This window comes from Streptomyces sp. WMMB303, assembly GCF_029351045.1.
Lineage (GTDB): Bacteria > Actinomycetota > Actinomycetes > Streptomycetales > Streptomycetaceae > Streptomyces.
Map to the genome: position 1 here is coordinate 1,588,035 of NZ_JARKIN010000001.1, position 16,904 is coordinate 1,604,938.

Annotated in this window: 15 protein-coding genes; 4 read left to right on the forward strand and 11 right to left on the reverse strand. The window is 74.3% G+C overall.

Annotated elements, in window-relative coordinates:
- Positions 1-74 precede the first annotated feature (74 nt).
- The gene (locus P2424_RS07200; RefSeq protein ID WP_276474951.1) at positions 75-2,054 is read left to right on the forward strand and encodes an anthranilate synthase family protein; all 1,980 of its coding nucleotides are present in this window, start codon (positions 75-77) and stop codon (positions 2,052-2,054) included.
- Positions 2,055-2,132: 78 nt separating this feature from the next.
- On the opposite strand, the gene P2424_RS07205 is transcribed toward P2424_RS07200, so the two are convergent.
- The 4 genes from P2424_RS07205 to P2424_RS07220 all read right to left on the reverse strand — a co-directional run bounded on the left by P2424_RS07205 (position 2,133) and on the right by P2424_RS07220 (position 6,289).
- Positions 2,133-3,161, reverse strand: coding sequence for a 6-phosphofructokinase (locus P2424_RS07205; RefSeq protein ID WP_276474952.1), 1,029 nt, complete (start codon positions 3,159-3,161; stop codon positions 2,133-2,135).
- A 271-nt stretch (positions 3,162-3,432) separates the two neighbouring features.
- Entirely contained in the window at positions 3,433-4,131 is a 699-nt protein-coding gene (locus tag P2424_RS07210; protein ID WP_276474953.1) for a response regulator transcription factor, read from the reverse strand.
- Positions 4,121-5,329, reverse strand: coding sequence for a DUF5931 domain-containing protein (locus P2424_RS07215; protein WP_276478859.1), 1,209 nt, complete (start codon positions 5,327-5,329; stop codon positions 4,121-4,123). The genes P2424_RS07210 and P2424_RS07215 overlap by 11 nt, the downstream gene beginning before the upstream one ends.
- Before the next feature lie 180 nt (positions 5,330-5,509).
- The gene (locus P2424_RS07220; RefSeq protein WP_276474954.1) at positions 5,510-6,289 is read right to left on the reverse strand and encodes a lysophospholipid acyltransferase family protein; all 780 of its coding nucleotides are present in this window, start codon (positions 6,287-6,289) and stop codon (positions 5,510-5,512) included.
- 234 nt (positions 6,290-6,523) lie between these two features.
- Between P2424_RS07220 and P2424_RS07225 the strand changes: the two genes are divergently transcribed.
- Positions 6,524-7,321, forward strand: coding sequence for an alpha/beta fold hydrolase (locus P2424_RS07225; RefSeq protein ID WP_276474955.1), 798 nt, complete (start codon positions 6,524-6,526; stop codon positions 7,319-7,321).
- On the forward strand, positions 7,308-7,922 hold the full coding sequence (locus P2424_RS07230; protein ID WP_276474956.1) for a hypothetical protein: 615 nt from the start codon (positions 7,308-7,310) through the stop codon (positions 7,920-7,922). The genes P2424_RS07225 and P2424_RS07230 overlap by 14 nt, the downstream gene beginning before the upstream one ends.
- Positions 7,923-7,934: 12 nt before the next feature.
- Here the strand turns inward: P2424_RS07230 and P2424_RS07235 are convergent, their stop codons facing one another.
- From P2424_RS07235 to P2424_RS07260, 6 genes are all read right to left on the reverse strand, one after another.
- A complete protein-coding gene (locus P2424_RS07235) occupies positions 7,935-8,717 on the reverse strand; it encodes an endonuclease/exonuclease/phosphatase family protein (RefSeq protein ID WP_276474957.1) in 783 nt (260 codons plus the stop codon).
- Between the two features lie 19 nt (positions 8,718-8,736).
- Positions 8,737-9,678: an ROK family glucokinase gene (locus tag P2424_RS07240; RefSeq protein WP_276474958.1), complete on the reverse strand. Its 942-nt coding sequence runs from the start codon at positions 9,676-9,678 to the stop codon at positions 8,737-8,739.
- 202 nt (positions 9,679-9,880) lie between these two features.
- The gene (locus P2424_RS07245) at positions 9,881-10,543 is read right to left on the reverse strand and encodes a DUF5304 family protein (RefSeq protein WP_276474959.1); all 663 of its coding nucleotides are present in this window, start codon (positions 10,541-10,543) and stop codon (positions 9,881-9,883) included.
- A gap of 196 nt (positions 10,544-10,739) precedes the next feature.
- Entirely contained in the window at positions 10,740-12,101 is a 1,362-nt protein-coding gene (locus P2424_RS07250; RefSeq protein WP_276474960.1) for an ArsA-related P-loop ATPase, read from the reverse strand.
- Between the two features lie 20 nt (positions 12,102-12,121).
- Positions 12,122-12,598, reverse strand: coding sequence for an SRPBCC family protein (locus tag P2424_RS07255; RefSeq protein WP_276478860.1), 477 nt, complete (start codon positions 12,596-12,598; stop codon positions 12,122-12,124).
- A gap of 182 nt (positions 12,599-12,780) precedes the next feature.
- A complete protein-coding gene (locus tag P2424_RS07260) occupies positions 12,781-13,542 on the reverse strand; it encodes a metallophosphoesterase (protein ID WP_276474961.1) in 762 nt (253 codons plus the stop codon).
- A 351-nt stretch (positions 13,543-13,893) separates the two neighbouring features.
- Here P2424_RS07260 and P2424_RS07265 point away from each other — a divergent pair, with 351 nt between their 5' ends.
- On the forward strand, positions 13,894-15,717 hold the full coding sequence (locus tag P2424_RS07265) for a long-chain fatty acid--CoA ligase (RefSeq protein WP_276474962.1): 1,824 nt from the start codon (positions 13,894-13,896) through the stop codon (positions 15,715-15,717).
- A 43-nt stretch (positions 15,718-15,760) separates the two neighbouring features.
- Here P2424_RS07265 and P2424_RS07270 read toward each other — a convergent pair whose 3' ends face one another.
- Positions 15,761-16,903, reverse strand: a complete 1,143-nt coding sequence (locus tag P2424_RS07270) for a glycosyltransferase family 4 protein (protein WP_276474963.1) — start codon at positions 16,901-16,903, stop codon at positions 15,761-15,763.
- Position 16,904 lies beyond the last annotated feature (1 nt).

The following is a 16,904-nucleotide window of genomic DNA, read 5'->3' on the forward strand; positions in this document are numbered from 1 at the left end:
CACGCGCCAGGCCGCCCGAGGGGCGGCCTTTCGCATGTCCGCGGCCGTTCCTCCGTACTCGCGAAGGGACCCGCATGCACCACATCACCACACCCGCACCCGCCTCCCCGCCCGCCACCGCTTCACCGGCCGCCCTCGTCGCACGGCTGAGCCGGGACGACGCGCCGCCGTTCGCGCTGCTGCGCAGGCGCACCCCCGGCCGGGACGCCGACGTCGTCGAGGTGCTCATCGGCAGCGTGCGGCACCCGGCGCGGCTGGCCGACCTGCCGGTGCCCCCGGCGGGCCGCGCCGGCGCGCTGGCTCTCGTGCCGTTCCGGCAGATCCACGAGCGGGGGTTCGACGTCCGCGACGACGGCACCCCGCTGTCCGTGCTGCTGCCCGAGGAGCGTCACGAACTGCCCCGGGCCGACACCCTCGCCGCGCTGCCCGACCACCGTGTACGGGTCGAGCAGGGCGCCTTCGACGTGGCGGACGACGCCTACGAGGAGATCGTCCGCCGGGTCGTCACCGACGAGATCGGCGCCGGCGAGGGCGCCAACTTCGTGATCCGCCGCGACTACGAGGCCCACGTCCCCGGCTTCTCCCGTGCCGACGCGCTCGCCCTCTTCGGCCGGCTGCTCCGCGGCGAGCAGGGCGCCTACTGGACGTTCGTCGTGCACACCGGCGACCGGGTACTGGTGGGCGCCAGCCCGGAGGTGCACGTGCGGATGAGCGGCGGCACCGTCGTGATGAACCCCATCAGCGGCACCTACCGCTACCCGGAACGGGGCCCGGACGCGGCGGGACTGCTGGACTTCCTGGCCGACCGCAAGGAGAGCGAGGAACTCTCCATGGTCGTGGACGAGGAGATGAAGATGATGTGCACCGTCGGCGACGAGGGAGGCGTCGTCGTCGGACCGCGGCTGCGGGAGATGGCCCACCTGGCGCACACCGAGTACGAGCTGCGCGGCCGCAGCACGCTGGACGTGCGCGAGGTGCTGCGCGAGACGATGTTCGCCGCCACGGTGACCGGCTCCCCGGTGGAGAACGCCTGCCGGGTGCTGGGACGGTACGAGAAGGGCGGGCGCGGCTACTACGCGGGGGCGCTCGCCCTGCTCGGCCACGACGAGGGCGGCGCCCAGACGCTGGACTCCCCCGTCCTCATCCGCACCGCGGACATCGACCCCCGCTCCGGACGGCTGCGGGTGCCGGTGGGCGCCACCCTCGTGCGCGCCTCCGACCCGGCCGCCGAGGTGGCGGAGACGCACGCCAAGGCGGCGGGGGTGCTCACGGCGCTGGGCGTGCGCGAGGCACCGGCCGGTGCGGCCGACGGCACGCGCCCGCAGCTCGCGGACGACCCCCGGGTGCAGGCCGCGCTGGCGGAGCGGCGCTCCGGGCTCGCCCCCTTCTGGCTGCGGATGCGGGTGGGGCCGCCCGCGCGGAACGACGCGGCTCCGGTGCTGGTCGTCGACGGCGAGGACACCTTCACCTCGATGCTGGCGCACCTGCTGGGTGCGACGGGACACCGGGTGCGGGTACGCCGCTACGACGAGCCGGGGCTGCACCGGGCGGCGCTGCGACACGAGGGGCCCGTCGTACTGGGACCGGGTCCCGGCGATCCGCGCGCCGCGGCGAACCCGAAGATGCGGCTGCTGCGCGCGCTGGCCGCCGATCTGGTGCGCGCCCGGCGGCAGACGCTGCTGGGAGTCTGTCTCGGGCACGAACTGCTCGCCGCCGAGCTGGGACTGGAGCTGGTCCGCAAGCAGCACCCGCACCAGGGCGCGCAGGAGGTGATCGACCTGTTCGGGCGGCGGGAGACGGTCGGCTTCTACAACTCCTACACCGCCCGCTGCGACGAGGAGGCCGCCGCCGAACTGGCACTGCACAGCGTCGAGCTGAGCCGCGATCCGGTCGGCGGCGAGGTCCACGCGCTGCGCGGGCCCGGCTTCGCCGGGGTGCAGTTCCACCCGGAGTCGGTGCTGACGCTGGACGGCGCGGCGGTGGCGGCACGGCTGCTGGCCGCGGCCGACGCGGCGCGCCCGGCGGTGCGGACAGCGGCACGGACCGCGGACTGACGCCGGGCCCGGGCCCCTCCGCAGGCGCGGGCCCGGGGTCCGGGCCGACGTGGGGCGCGGAGCACCGCCCCGACGCCGTCAGCCGAAGAAGACGCCTGCCTCCTCGTAGAGCGCCGGGTCGACCGTCTTCAGCTTCTCGGTCGCCTGCGCGAGCGGGACGCGGACGATGTCGGTACCGCGCAGGGCGACCATGCTGCCCCACTCCTCGCCGCGCACCGCGTCGATGGCGTGCAGGCCGAAGCGGGTGGCCAGCCAGCGGTCGTAGGGCGTGGGGGTGCCGCCGCGCTGGATGTGTCCGAGCACCGTGGTGCGGGCCTCCTTGCCGGTGCGGGACTCGATCTCCTTGGCCAGCCACTCGCCCACGCCCGACAGCCGGACATGCCCGAAGGAGTCCGTTGACCCGTCCTTGAGCACCATCTCGCCGCCCTGGGGCATCGCGCCCTCGGCGACGACGACGATCGGCGCGTAGCTGGCCTTGAAGCGGGAGGTGACCCACCCGCAGACCTGGTCGGTGTCGAAGCGCTGCTCGGGGATGAGGATGCAGTTGGCGCCGCCCGCCAGTCCCGAGTGCAGTGCGATCCACCCCGCGTGCCGTCCCATGACCTCCACCACCAGCACCCGCATATGGGACTCGGCGGTGGTGTGCAGCCGGTCGATGGCCTCGGTGGCGACCGTGACGGCGGTGTTGAAGCCGAAGGTGTAGTCGGTGGCGGACAGGTCGTTGTCGATCGTCTTGGGTACGCCGACGCAGCGGATGCCGTGCTCACCGGTCAACCGGGCCGCCACGCCCAGGGTGTCCTCGCCGCCGATCGCGATCAGCGCGTCGACCTCGTACTTGGCGAGGTTCTCCTTGATGCGCCGCACGCCGTCCTCCTCCTTGAAGGGGTTGGTGCGTGAGGAGCCGAGGATGGTGCCGCCGCGCGGCAGCATGCCGCGCACCGCCCGGATGTCCAGCCGGACCGTCTCTCCCTCCAGCGGTCCCCGCCAGCCGTCGCGGAACCCGGTGAAGTCGTAGCCGTACTCCTGGACTCCCTTACGGACCACGGCCCGCATGACCGCATTGAGACCGGGGCAGTCGCCGCCGCCGGTCAGCACTCCGACCCGCATGGGATCTCCCTTCTCCGCGTGGACGCGCCTGGACACGCGCCGTGAGGACGGCGCGACGCCCGTCACGCTAGCGGTGATCCACGTCACACGGGATGCGGTGTGCGGGGGTTTTCGTTGGGAGATGCGGGATTTGAGCCGCAGGCCTCACTCATACGAAGGACACAGGTCGAATCCGCCCGGGTCAGCCACCCGATGGTGCGGGCCGCCGGGCGCGCACCACCGCGGGGCCCGGACCACAGCCCCGTGTCCAGTCCCGGGCCGGAGCGTCGCCTCAGTCGTCCAGACCGCGCTCGATCGCGTACCGCACGAGCTCCACCCGGTTGTGCAACTGCAGTTTGCCCAGGGTGTTCTGGACATGGTTCTGCACGGTGCGGTGCGAGATGACGAGCCGCTCGGCGATCTGCTTGTAGCCCAGACCCTTGGCGACCAGGCGGAGCACCTCCGTCTCCCGGTCGGTCAGCTTCGGCACATCCGGGCCTTCCTCGGCGGCCGGGGGCGGGTCGGCGGCCAGCCTGCGGTACTCGCCCAGCACCAGTCCGGCGAGCCCCGGGGTGAAGACCGGATCGCCCAGCGCCGTACGCCGCACCGCGTCCAGCAGCTCCTGCGGGCCCGCGGACTTGACCAGATACCCCGTGGCCCCGGACTTGACGGCCTCCAGCACATCGGTGTGCTCACCGCTGGCCGACAGCACCAGCACCCGCGGTGCGGACCCGGGACCGACCAGTTCGCGGCAGACCTCCACGCCGGGCCTGCCCGGCAGGTTCAGGTCCAGTACCAGGACATCGGGCGCGGTGGCGCGGGCCCTGCGGACCGCCTGCTCGCCGTCGCCCGCCGTGGCGACGACCTCGAACCCGGCCTCGGCCAGGTCCCGGGCGACGGCCTCGCGCCACATCGGATGGTCGTCCACGACCATCACCCTGACGGGTGCCGTGCCGCCGTCCGGCCCGGTCCGCCGCTCCTCAGTCGCCATCCTTGGGAACCCTCATCTCCACTTCCGTCCCCTGCCCGGGCACCGACAGCAGCTCGGCGGTGCCGCCCAGTTCCCGCAGCCTTCCCCGGATGGACAGCGCGACGCCCATCCGCCCCTCGGCCTCGGCGGCCGCCAGCCGTCCCGCCGGGATGCCGGGGCCGTCGTCCCGCACGGACACGATCACCGCGTCCGGCTCGTCCTCCAGCAGGATCCAGGCGTGCGCCCCGGCCCGCGTGCCGTGCCCGGCGTGCCGCTCCACATTGTCCAGCGCGGCGCCGACGGCGGCCGCCAGCTCCGCGGCCGTGCGGCCGGGCAGCAGCACCGGTGCACCGGGCTCGGCGAACGTGACCCGGGCCCCCGCGTACGAGGACAGCAGCGCCCGTACGTCGCACCGCGCGGCCCCGGACTCCGGGACGCTCCCGGGATCCGCGCCGCCGCGATCGTCCCGCGGGACGGGCACGACACCGGGCGCCGTGGCGGGGGCAGGGGCCCGTCCCGGTTCGGGCACCACCCCGCTGGAGACCAGGGCACGCAGGGCGACCTCCTGCTCGCCCGCCATCCGACCGAGCTCCGCCGACTCCCCGCCCAGGGCCGTTCCCCGGCGCTGCACCATGGCCAGCACCTGCAGGACACTGTCGTGGATGTCCCGGGCCAGCCGCTCCCGCTCGCGGGTCGCCGCCTCTATCCGGAGCGCCCGCGCCAGGGTGCGCTCGCTGGCGCGGGCCACCTCGATGACGTAGCCGATGGCGACACTCGCCACGCAGACGAGCAGCACATTGTGGAAGGTGGAGCGGGTGATCATGCCGCGTTCGACGACGTTGGCGATCCCGACCAGCACCGAGGCACCCGCGGCCCAGCGCCAGCCGCCCTTGAGCGCGAACGCGAGGACGGGTCCGGCCACCCAGATGGACGGCAGGGTCGGACCCACCTGGTGGTGCCCGTCCACCACGGGTGTCAGCAGGATGCCGGAGAGGCCCAGCGCGATGTCCGTGACCAGGAACGGCAGCGTGCAGCGGTCGGCCGAGCCGAGGTTGCGCAGGGTGGCGAACGTCCAGCAGCCGAGCAGCAGCAGGAAGAGCACGCCCGGGAGCGGCGTGCTGTACTGCGGGTAGCTCCAGGCGAAGACACCGGCGGCGTAGAGCACCGCGAGGATCCGGTAGCCGGTCAACGCCCGCCACAACGGCTGCTCGACGGACATCGTGCGCACCGCCACACCGGCCCCCTCTCTCCGCGGTGGAACACCGCCGCGGTCGTTCCGCGCTCCCCCGCCCCGCGCCACGTCCGCCCGGGCCCGACCGGAGACCGGGCCGTACCGGGTCCGCGGACCCGGTACGCCGGAGGACCCGAACGGGCCCCCGGCCCGCCGGACGGGCGGACCCTAGGCCGCCTGTCCGCCCCCGGCCCGGTCCTGCCCGGACCGGTCCTGCGTCTGCCGCTCCTTGCGCGCGGCCTCGGCGGCCTTCTCCGCCTTGGCCGCCTCGGCCAGTTGGCGCTTGGCCGCAGTCGCGTAGATGTCCACGTACTCCTGCCCGGAGAGCTTCAGGATCGCGTACATCACCTCGTCGGTGACCGCGCGCTGGATGAACCGGTCGTTGTCCATGCCCTGGTACCGGCTGAAGTCCAGCGGCTCACCGATCCGGATGCCCGGGCGCATCAGCTTGGGTACCACCTTGCCGGGCGGCTGGATCTTCTCCGTGTCGATCATCGCCACCGGGAGCACCGGGGCACCCGAGCGCAGCGCGACCCGCGCGAGACCGCCGGGTTTGCCGCGGTAGAGGCGCCCGTCGGGCGAGCGGGTGCCCTCGGGATAGATCCCGAACAGCTCGCCGCGCTCCAGCACCTCCAGCCCGCTGCGGATCGCCGCCTCGCCCGCTCCGCGCACGCCGGAGCGGTCCACCGGGAGCTGGCCGACGCCCTTGAAGAACGCAGCCGTCAGCTTGCCCTTGACCCCGGGTGAGGTGAAGTACTCGGCCTTCGCGATGAAGGTGACCTTCCGGTCCAGGACGGCGGGCAGGAAGAAGGAGTCGGAGAAGGAGAGGTGGTTGCTCGCCAGGATGGCGGGCCCCTCGGCGGGCACGTTCTCCAGGCCCTCCACCCAGGGCCGGAACGCGAGCTTCAGCGAGCTGCCGACCGACAGCTTCATCGCGCTGTAGAACAACCTCGACCTCCTTGGTGGGACCCCACCGACCCTATCCCGCCCCGGTGCTCCGGGAACCCGGCCGCCCGCACCGGGGCCGGGACAGCACTTCGCACGGCCCGGCCGCACACGCCGGGACCGGGCCGGCCGGTGTACTCCTGTGGGCCCCCTGGACACTGCCGGAGTGCCCGCCGACGAATTAGGGTGGCAGCACTCCTTGCCGAGTTCCGACCGCTGAGCCTCTGGAGGCCCGCCGTGCCGCCCATCCTCCCCGGAGCCGAGCCCTTCCGCCACGACGGTTCGTCGACCGGCGTGCTGCTCTGCCACGGCTTCACCGGGTCCCCGCAGTCGCTGCGCCCCTGGGCCGAGGACCTGGCCGGGCACGGCCTGACCGTCTCCCTGCCGCTGCTCCCCGGCCACGGCACCCGCTGGGAGGAGCTGGCGATCACGGGCTGGGAGGACTGGTACGCGACCGTGGACCGGGAGCTGCGGCTGCTGCGCGACCGGTGCGAGCGGGTCTTCGTCTGCGGCCTGTCGATGGGCGGTGCGCTGGCGCTGCGGCTGGCCGCCCGGCACGGCGCGGCGGTGCGGGGGATCGTCCTGGTCAACCCGGCGACGACGTTCCCGCGGATGCAGGGGTACGCGCTGACCCTCGGCCGCTTCCTGATCCGCTCGGCGCCGGGCATCGCGAACGACATCGCCAAGGCCGGCCGGCACGAGCTGGGCTACGACCGGGTGTCCACCCGGGCCGCGTACGCGATGCGCGACCTCGTCCGGGTCGTCCGCGACGACCTGCCGAAAGTGACGCAGCCGCTGCTGCTGCTGCACAGCAGGACGGACCATGTGGTGCCGCCCACCGACTCCGCGCTCGTCCTGAGCCGGGTCTCCTCCACCGACGTGACCGAGACGGTGCTGGAGCACAGCTTCCACGTCGCCACCCTCGATCACGACGCGGAGCAGATCTTCGCCGACAGCCGCGGCTTCATCGACCGGCTCACCGCCGCCGAGGACGCGCCGCTCAGCACGGCACGGAGCGCCCGTGACAGCGCGTGACCCGGACGAGGAGGAGCCGCACGAGTCCCGGGGCGCGTCCGGACCGCGCGGCGGCGGCTCGTCCCTGCCCCCCGAGGAGGAGGCGGCCTGGGCCGCGATCGTCGCCGCCTACGGCGAGGAGCCCGCGGCGGACACGGCGGACGGCACGTCCGGGAGCCGCAGCGCGGACGGGGACCGGGAGGAGGACCGGGACGGCGCCGGGGAGCCGGACGGCGACACGCTGGCCAAGCCCCGGCCCGCTCCCGGCACGGAGCCCTCGGCGCGCAGCTTCACCGTCTACGCGGCCGGAGCCGGGCCGCGCGACTGGCAGCCCGCATCCGCTGAGGACGGTGCGGACGACGAGGACGGCGAGGGGCACTTCGAGCCTCCGGAGCCGCCGCCGCTGCCCGAGACGGACACCACCACCAAGTTCGCCTGGGTCGCCGCACTGGGCGGGCCGCTGCTGCTGATCGGCGCCGTGCTGCTGCAGGCCGACCTGACGTGGTGGGTCGTCACCCTGGGGGTGGGCGGTTTCCTGGGCGGGTTCGCCACCCTGGTGACCCGGCTGCGGGACGGCCGCGACGACGATCCGGACGACCCGGGGCGCGGCGCGGTGGTCTGACCGGGGCCCGGTTCACCCCGCGGGGATGCGCAGGGCCGCCAGCACCGGGAGGTGGTCGGTGGCGGCGGCCAGATCGGCCTCCGCCACCCCCGGCAGCCCGCGGGGCACGCCCGCGCCCAGCACCTCGACCCGCTCCCCCGCGAAGACGGCGTCGATGCGCTGCCGCGGCGCGGCGGCGGGCGAGGTGTGCTCCCCGCTCCAGGGCGCCGCCGCCCAGGCGTCCCGCAGTCCCGCACCGAGCAGCGCGAACGTCGGTCCGCCCGCCCGCTCGTTGACGTCCCCGGCGGCCACCACGGCGGGGCCCAGCGCGGCGGTCCGCTCCAGCAGCACACGGGCCTGCTCCCGCCGCTCACGGGCCTGCAGACTCAGGTGGAAGCTGACCACGCCCAGCCGCGCCGCGGGGCCGAACCGCAGCCGGGCGAGCGCGAATCCGCGCCGGTGCAGCCCGGGTGTACGCGGCAGCAGCACGTCCTCGGTGTGCTCCACGTGGGCCCGCAGCGAGGCGAGGACCAGCGGACCGGCAGCCGTCGCGCCGCCGGTCACGTAGGTGAGCCCGGTACGGCGCGCCAGCCAGGCGGCGCGCTTGCGCCAGCGGAAGAAGCGCGGCGCCTCCTGCACACACACGACGTCCGGGGCGCACGCCCGGACGACCCGGACGAGCGCCTCCGGGTCGTCGCGCAGGGAGCGGATGTTGTAGCTGAGCAGCCGGACGACGGCCGCGCCGTCGGGCTCCGTGCGGGAGTGCGGCAGTGCGGCAACTCGCGCGGGCCGCGCCCCGGTGGTGTGCCCCGTCATCGGCGCGGCCCCGGTCCGGTCAGCCCTGGCGGGCGAGGTCCGCGACGCCCACGAGGCCCGCCTTGTTGCCCAGTTGGGCGGCGAGCACGTCGGCGTGCGGGCGCCAGCGGCTGCCGACGAGCCAGCGCCGGTAGGACTTGCGGATCGGGTCGAGGACCAGTTCGCCCTCGTCGGAGACGCCGCCACCGACGATGAAGGCACCCGGGTCGAAGAGGGATGCCAGGTCGGCCAGGCCGGAGCCCACCCAGCGGGCGAGCTCCCGGAAGGAGTCGATGGCGACCGGATCGCCCTGCCGGGCCGCCTGGCTGACGTGCTTGCCGTGGATGCCCTCGGCGGTGCCGTCCCCCAGACCCAGCAGGATCTCGGCGTTGTCCGGGGTGGCGGTGGCGCGCTGCTGGGCGTAGCGCAGCAGCGCGCGCCCGGAGGCGTACTGCTCCCAGCAGCCCTGGTTGCCGCAGCCGCACAGCAGGCCGTCCGGGACCATCCGGATGTGGCCGAACTCGGCGGCCACTCCGTACCGTCCGCGGTGCAGCTTGCCGCCGATGATGGTGCCGCCGCCCAGGCCGGTGCCGATGGTGATGCAGACGACGTCCTCGTGTCCGGTGCCGACGCCGAACTTGTACTCGCCCCAGGCCGCGGCGTTGGCGTCGTTCTCGATCACGACGGGCAGGTCGATGCGCTGCTCGACCTTGTCCTTGAGCGGCTCGTGACGCCAGCTCAGGTTGGGGGTGAACAGCACGGTGGCGCGCTTGTCGTCCACGTACCCGGGTGCGCCGATCCCGACGGCCTCCACCTGGTGTTCGGCACTGGCCTGGCGGACGGCGTCCGCGATGGCGTCGATCACGGCGTCGGGGGTGTCGGGTGTGGGCACCTTGCTGGTCTCGAGAATCGTGCCTTTCTCGTCCACTACGCCAGCCGCGATCTTGGTGCCGCCGATGTCGACCCCGATTGTGAGTCCCATGTGTCCCTCGGTCATCCGATGTGATCCCCGCCGCAGCCAACCGTACCGGAGCACACCGGCCCGCCGGGCACGGTCCGGCACGTGCCCGGGGACGGGCAGGCGTCTGCCGGGGCGGCCGCCTGCCGCAGGGCGCCGACGGCCGACGGGGCGGGCGGGCGCCGCCGGGGCGCCCTCACCGGCACCCGGCGCGGTCGTGACCGGCTCAGGCGCTGCCGCGCGCCTCCGGGCCCCCCGGATCGCCGCCGGTGCCGTCGCTCCCGGTGCCGCCTGGCGCCTCGTCCCCGGACCGCTCCGCGGCGGGACCCGCCGGGTCCGAGCCGGGAGCCGCGTCCGACGCGGTGCCGGGACCGGCGTCGGCGTCCGGCTCGACCACGATCTCCTCGACGACCCGGGCATCGCGGTCGGCTGCGCGGGTGAGGTCGGCGGCCTCCTCGACGTCGATCCGGTCGCCGGCGGCGGCCGGGCCGGACGCGTTCGCGTCCCGCGGCTCGCTCCAGCGGCGCTCGGACTCCTGGACCACGGAACGGTAGGCGGCCAGCAGCTCCCCACCGGCCGCCGCGAGGTGGTCGAAGAGCTGCGGGTTGCGCTCGACGACCGGCTCGAAGGTCGCCTTGGCCTGCTTGAACAACTGCTGCGCCACGCCCTGCGCGGCAGCCGATCCGACCGTGCCCGCCAAGGGCTTGCCGAACTCGGCGACCTTCTCGGTTACCGCGTCCGCCAGCCTGCGCAGTTCCTCGGCCGCGCTGGTGGGCGGCGGACCGTACCGAGCACGGCGGCGCGCCTTCTCGGCGGTCAGGTCCTCCTCGCACGCGGTGGCCCAGGCGTCGGGGTCCGGGGCGTCGGGGCGCTCGGCTTCATCGCTCATGGCGGGCTCCTACGGGCGGCAGGTGGCGGACGGTGCGCGGGCTCGCGCGGCGGATGCGGACGCGGGTCCGCGCACCTTCCGACGTTACCCGAACGGCGGCGCCGGATGCGGGCGTCCGGCCGCGGAGGCGGACCGCCGGACGCACCGCCCCGAGCCGTCCCGCTCCGTGCCGGTCGACCCGTGCCGACGCGCCCGCTCAGTCGGCACGTCCGGCAGGCCGGGAGCCGGCCTGCTCGGGCCACAGCTCCGGGTCGGGCGTGAAGCGGACCCCCAGCACCCCGCCCTTGAGGCCGGCGCCGGAGACGCGGCAGCGGCGCAGCGCCGAGGGAAGCGACAGCACCCGGCGGTAGGGGCCGACTCCGACGGTCAACTCGTCCCCGCGGCGTACCAGTTCCAACTCGTCCCGGTCGGCGCCCGGCAGCGGAAGCTGCCACACCAGCCGGCCGTCCCCGGCCAGCCGGTCCTCCAGCCAGCCGTAGGGGACATCGGTGCCGGGCCCGCTCTCGGCTCCGGCGGGCGGGTGCAGCCCGGAGCCGCTCTCCCGGCCCGGCGCCACGGCGGTGCGGGCTGCCGCGGCCAGTGCCCCCAAGTCCTCGGGGCCGAGCGGATCGCGGCCCAGGTGCGGCAGCTCGCACAGCGGGACGCCCTCGGCCTCGCACTTCTCGCGCAGTGCGGCGAGCGCGGTCTGCTGCTGCCCGGCCGGTCCGGCCAGCCAGGAGTCCGCGGAGCCCGCGGGCAGCAGCCGGTTGGCGACGACGGACTCCAGCGCGAGCCCGTGCAGCCGCAATCCGGCCCCGGCCGTGCGCAGGGCCTCGGCGGCGAGCGGTCCGGGCTCGGTCACCAGCCGCACGACGGTGGCCGGGGACTCCACGACCCGCTGGACCGCGGCCAACTCCTGCGACCAGCGCGTGGCGGACTCGTACAGCCACTGCGCGGGCATCGGGGCGCCGGCGAGCTGGGCCAGCACGGGGCGCAGGGCGCGGGCCGTCTGCCGCTCGGCGGGGACGAGGCGGCGCAGATAGCGGCGCAGCTGTGCGGGCAGCGCGAGCAGGTTGATCCCCTGCGGAGCGGGGGGCATGTCCGCGACGACGATGTCCCAGCCGGCCCGGCCGGCGCTGTCCGCGTCCTCGTCGTGTGCCAGCCGCAGGGCACGCAGCAGTGCGAACGTCTCCGCGCCGGGCAGTTCGGTCAGCTCGTCCTCGTCCAGCGGTACGGCGCCCAGCAGGTCGAGCACGGTCTTGCCGCGCTCCTGGAGGGCGACGGCCCGGCTGCGGAACTCCGCGCCGGAGTCGACGCGCAGCAGCCACAGCCCCGGCACCGCGGCGACGGGCTCCGGTGCGCCCGCCGCGGACGCGTCCGCCGGGGGGACCGGCGCGGCAGCCGCCGCACCCTCGGGTGCCGCACCGAGCAGCGCGGCCAGGTGGCGGGCCGGCTCGGCGCTCAGCAGCAGGGTGCGGTGTCCCTGGGCGGCGGCCGCGCACGCGGTGGCCGCGGCCACCGTGCTGCGCCCCGCTCCGCCCGCGCCGGTGACCAGGACGGTCTGCGGGCCGGTGGGCACGGAGTCGGGAGCCGCGCCGGTCAGTTGCCGGCCTCGGGCGCCTCGGCACCGCCCGCCTCGACGCGCTTCTTGAGCCCGTCGAGCGCGCGGTCGATGATGACCTTCTCCGCCTTGCGCTTGATCATGCCGAGCATGGGGATCTTCACGTCGACGGTGAGCTGGTAGGTGACCTCGGTGCGCGCGCCGCCGTCGACCGGGGTGAGCCGGTAGAGGCCGTCCAGGGAGCGCAGCATCTGGGACTTGACCAGGGACCAGCGCACCTCGTGCGGCTCGGCGCCGCCGATCCACTCGTAGGCCAGGGTGTGCTCGTCCTTGATGGCTCCGGCGTCCAGCAGCAGGCGCACCTGTTCGGCGTGGCCGTGCTCGTCCCGGCCGAGGACCTCGGCCTCCTTCACCTCGCCGGCCCACTCCGGGTAGCGGGGGAAGTCGGAGATCACGCTCATCACGGCCTCGGGCGCCGCGTCGACCGTGATGCTCGAGCTGGTGTGTTCCGCCATCGCCATGGCCCTCCGATTACCGTGTCCGAATTATCCGCCGTGCGCCACCCGCCGTACGTGGACGAGACCGGGCAGGACGCCCGGCGCACGTGGACGAGACCGGGCGGGACGCCCGCCCGGGTGCGGGGATGCGTCTGCCGACGAAGGCTACCCCGCGCCCCTTCGGCCCGGCGCCGCACGGGTCACCACTCCAGCACCCAGGGGGTCCCGGTGGCGTTGAAGTGGCCGACGTTGACGCACTCGGTGGCGCCGACCCGCATCCGCCGGACCAGCGGCTGGTGGACGTGGCCGAAAAGGTGGTAGCGCGGCCGCACCTCGTGCAGCGCCTCCAGCAGGTGCGTGCTGCCCCGCTCGAAGCGGCGCGCGACGGTGTCGTAGCACAGCTCGGGCACCTCGGGCGGGATGTGGGTGCACAGCACGTCGACCTCGCCCAGCGCGGCGACCTTCGCCGCGTAGGTCTCGTCGTCGATCTCGTAGGGCGTGCGCATCGGGGTGCGCAGACCGCCGCCGACGAAGCCGAACCGCCACCCCCCGATGTCGGTCGTCTCACCGTCGAGGACCCGGACGCCCTCGGGTGCGTACTCCGGCCACAGGGGCGGCACGTCGACGTTGCCGTAGGTGGCGTATGCGGGGGTGGGGAAGGCGGCGAACAGTTCGGCGTACTGCTTGCGCACCGCGCGCTCCGTCGCCGCGTCACGGTCGATCCCGGCCCACAGCTCCCGGGCGAAGGCGCGGGCCTCGGTGAAGCGCCGGGCCGTGCGCAGGGCGACGATGCGGTCCGCGTTCTCGACGCCGAACAGGTCGGGGAAGATGCCGCGCGAGTGGTCGGCGTAGTCCAGGAAGAGGACGAGGTCTCCCAGGCAGATCAGCGCGTCCGCGCCCGCGCCCGCTTTCCCGAGGTCGGCACTGTTGCCGTGTACGTCGCTGACCACGTGGACTCGCATGCGCCCACCCTAGGTCGCCCCGCGCGTACCCGGGAGGGGGAGCCGCCCGCGGGCGGCGGGCGCGGGTCTGCGCTCCCGTCCGCCGGAGCGGCCGAAAAGTGCGGTACGCACCGCTGCTCCCGCTCTCTCCCCTCGCGGCTTCCGTGTCCGTGAACACCTCGACTAGGCTGCTATCAGCCATCTCCACCTGTGACGCACAGAACATCTGCGCGTCACCCTCTACCCCCACCCCCATACCGATGGGTAACGTCCGGGCCGTCATTCTTCCGGGATCGTCCGCCGACCCTGGACCGAGCCAACGGAGGCCGGCCCCCGCGGCCCCTTTTGGCGCGCCGACGAGGAGCAGCAGTCTTGCGCGAGTACAGCCTTCCGGCCCTCTACGAAGTCCCCGCAGAGGGAAACCTGACGGACCTCATCCGCCGGAACGCGGCTCAGCACCCGGATCTCCCCGTCATCGGGCGCAAGCGGGACGGCCGCTGGGAGGACGTGACCGCCGCCGCGTTCCTGGCCGAGGTGCGGCAGGCCGCCAAGGGCCTGATAGCGGCGGGCGTCGAGCCCGGCGACCGGGTGGGTCTGATGTCCCGCACCCGCTACGAGTGGACGCTGCTGGACTTCGCCGTCTGGAGCGCGGGCGGCGTCACCGTCCCCGTCTACGAGACCAGCTCGCCCGAGCAGATCTCCTGGATCCTGGGCGACTCCGGCGCCGTCGCCTGCCTGGTGGAGACCGAAGCGCACACCGCCGCCGTGGACTCCGTCCGCGACCGGCTGCCCACGCTGCGGAACGTGTGGCAGATCGAACCCACGGCAGGCATGGAGAACGCAGAGGAGAGCAGCGCCGTCGCCCTGCTCGCCGCGCTCGGCGCCGGGATCAGCGACGAGCAGGTCGAGGAGCGCAGCTCCGCCGCCGACGCGGACTCCCCCGCCACCATCGTCTACACCTCCGGCACCACCGGCCGCCCCAAGGGCTGCGTGCTCACCCACCGCAGCTTCTTCGCGGAGTGCGGGAACGTCGTCGAGCGGCTGCGCCCCATGTTCCGGCCCGGCGAGGGATCGGTGCTGCTGTTCCTGCCGGTCGCCCACGTCTTCGGGCGGCTGGTGCAGGTGGCGGCCGTGATGGCGCCGATCAAGCTGGGGCACGTCTCCGACCTGCGCAACCTCACCGAGGAGCTGGGTTCCTTCCGCCCGACGATGGTGCTGGGCGTCCCCCGCGTCTTCGAGAAGGTCTTCAACTCGGCGCGGGCCCAGGCCGTCGCCGGCGGCAAGGGCCGGATCTTCGACCGGGCCGCCGAGGTGGCCGGTGCCTACAGCCGCGCCCTGGACGAGGAGGGGGGCCCGTCCCTCAAACTGCGGATCCAGCACAAGGTCTTCGACAAGCTGGTCTACAGCAAGCTGCGCGCCGTCCTCGGCGGCCGGGCCACCCACGCAATCTCCGGCGGCGCACCCCTGGGCGCGCGGCTGGGCCACTTCTTCCGCGGCGTCGGCTTCACCGTCCTGGAGGGCTACGGGCTGACCGAGTCCTGCGCCGCGACCGCCTTCAACCCCTACGACCGGCCCAAGGTCGGCACGGTGGGGCAGCCGCTGCCGGGCTCCGTGGTGCGGATCGCCGACGACGGCGAAGTGCTGCTGCACGGCGAGCACCTGTTCACCGGCTACTGGAACAACCAGCAGGCGAGCGACGAGGCACTGACCGACGGCTGGTTCCACACCGGCGACCTGGGCGCCCTGGACGCCGACGGCTATCTGACCATCACCGGACGCAAGAAGGAGATCCTGGTCACCGCGGGCGGCAAGAACGTCGCCCCCGCCGTGATCGAGGACCGCATCCGGGCGCACGCGCTGGTCGCCGAGTGCATGGTGGTCGGCGACGGCCGCCCCTTCGTCGGCGCTCTGCTGACCGTGGACGAGGAGTTCCTGCCGCGCTGGGCCGCCGAACACGGCAAGGAGCAGCTCGCGCACGAGGAGCTGCTGGCCGACCCCGAGCTGCTCGCCGAGCTCCAGACCGCCGTGGACGAGGGCAACAAGGCCGTCTCCAAGGCCGAGTCGGTCCGCAAGTTCCGGCTGCTGCGGGAGCAGTTCACCGAGGACTCCGGTCATGTCACCCCCTCCCTGAAGCTGAAGCGAGGCGTGGTCGCCAAGGACTTCGCCGACGAGATCGAGGCCCTCTACACGGCGTAGGCCCGCACCTCACGGGTCCGGTATCACATCCGGGCGCCCCGGGTCACAGCAGTTCGCGTAGCCGTTCGGCCAGCAGGTCCCAGCGCCAGCGCTCCGCCACCCATCGGCGGCCCCGGGTGCCCATCCGGGTGCGCAGCTCGGGGTCGCGGAGGAGTTCGATCAGGCGGTCCGCGGTCCGCACGGGGCTGCCGCCCGGGACGACGTGGCCGGTCTCGCCGTCCAGCACGGCGTCCGGTGCGCCGCCGGAGTCCCCGGCGACGACGGGCAGTCCGGTCGCGGACGCCTCCAGGTAGACGATGCCGAGCCCCTCCACGTCCAGCCCGCCGCGCCGGGTGCGGCACGGCATCGCGAACACGTCGCCCGCGCCGTAGTGCGCGGGCAGCTCCTCCCAGGCGACCGGGCCGGTGAAGCGCACGGCGTCGGTGAGGCCGCGGGAGGCGGCCAGCCGCTCCAGGTCGGTGCGGTGGGGGCCGCCGCCGACGATCAGCAGTACCGCGTCGGGTACGGCCTCCAGCACCCGGGGCATGGCCTCGATGAGGGTGTCCTGCCCCTTGCGGCGCACCAGTCGCGAGACGCACACGATCACGGGCCGGTCGGTCAGCCCCAGCCGGGCCCGGACCGCGTCGCCGCCCGAGTCGGGGTGGAAGGTCTTCTCGTCGACGCCGGGAGGCAGTTGCACCATCCGCGCCGCCGCCCCGGAGGAGAGGGCGGCGGCGATCCGGCGGCGGGTGTAGTCGCCGAGGTAGGTGAGGGTGTCGGTACCGTCACCGATCCTGCGCAGCAGCCCGCGTGCCACGGGGAGCTGCGCCCAGCCCGCCTCGTGGCCGTGCGTGGTGGCGACGATCCGCTCGGCGCCCGCTCTGCGCAGCGCGGGCGCCATCAGCCCGAGGGGTGCGGCGGCCCCGAACCACACCGCGCGGCAGCCGTGCTCGGCGAGCAGCGAGCAGGCACGCTTGGTCACCCGCGGAGTGGGCAGCAGCATCGTCGTACGGTCGCGGACCACTGTGAAAGGCTGCTCGGCGTCGAAGGCCGCGGTGGCCTCCGTGCCCTCGCGGCCCCGCTTCCAGGTCGAGGCGTAGACAACGACCTGGGACGGGTCCAGGCGCAGCGCCATGCTGTGCAGGAACGCCTGGATGCCACCGGGGCGCGGCGGGAAGTCGTTGGTGACGATCAGGGTCTTGTGCATC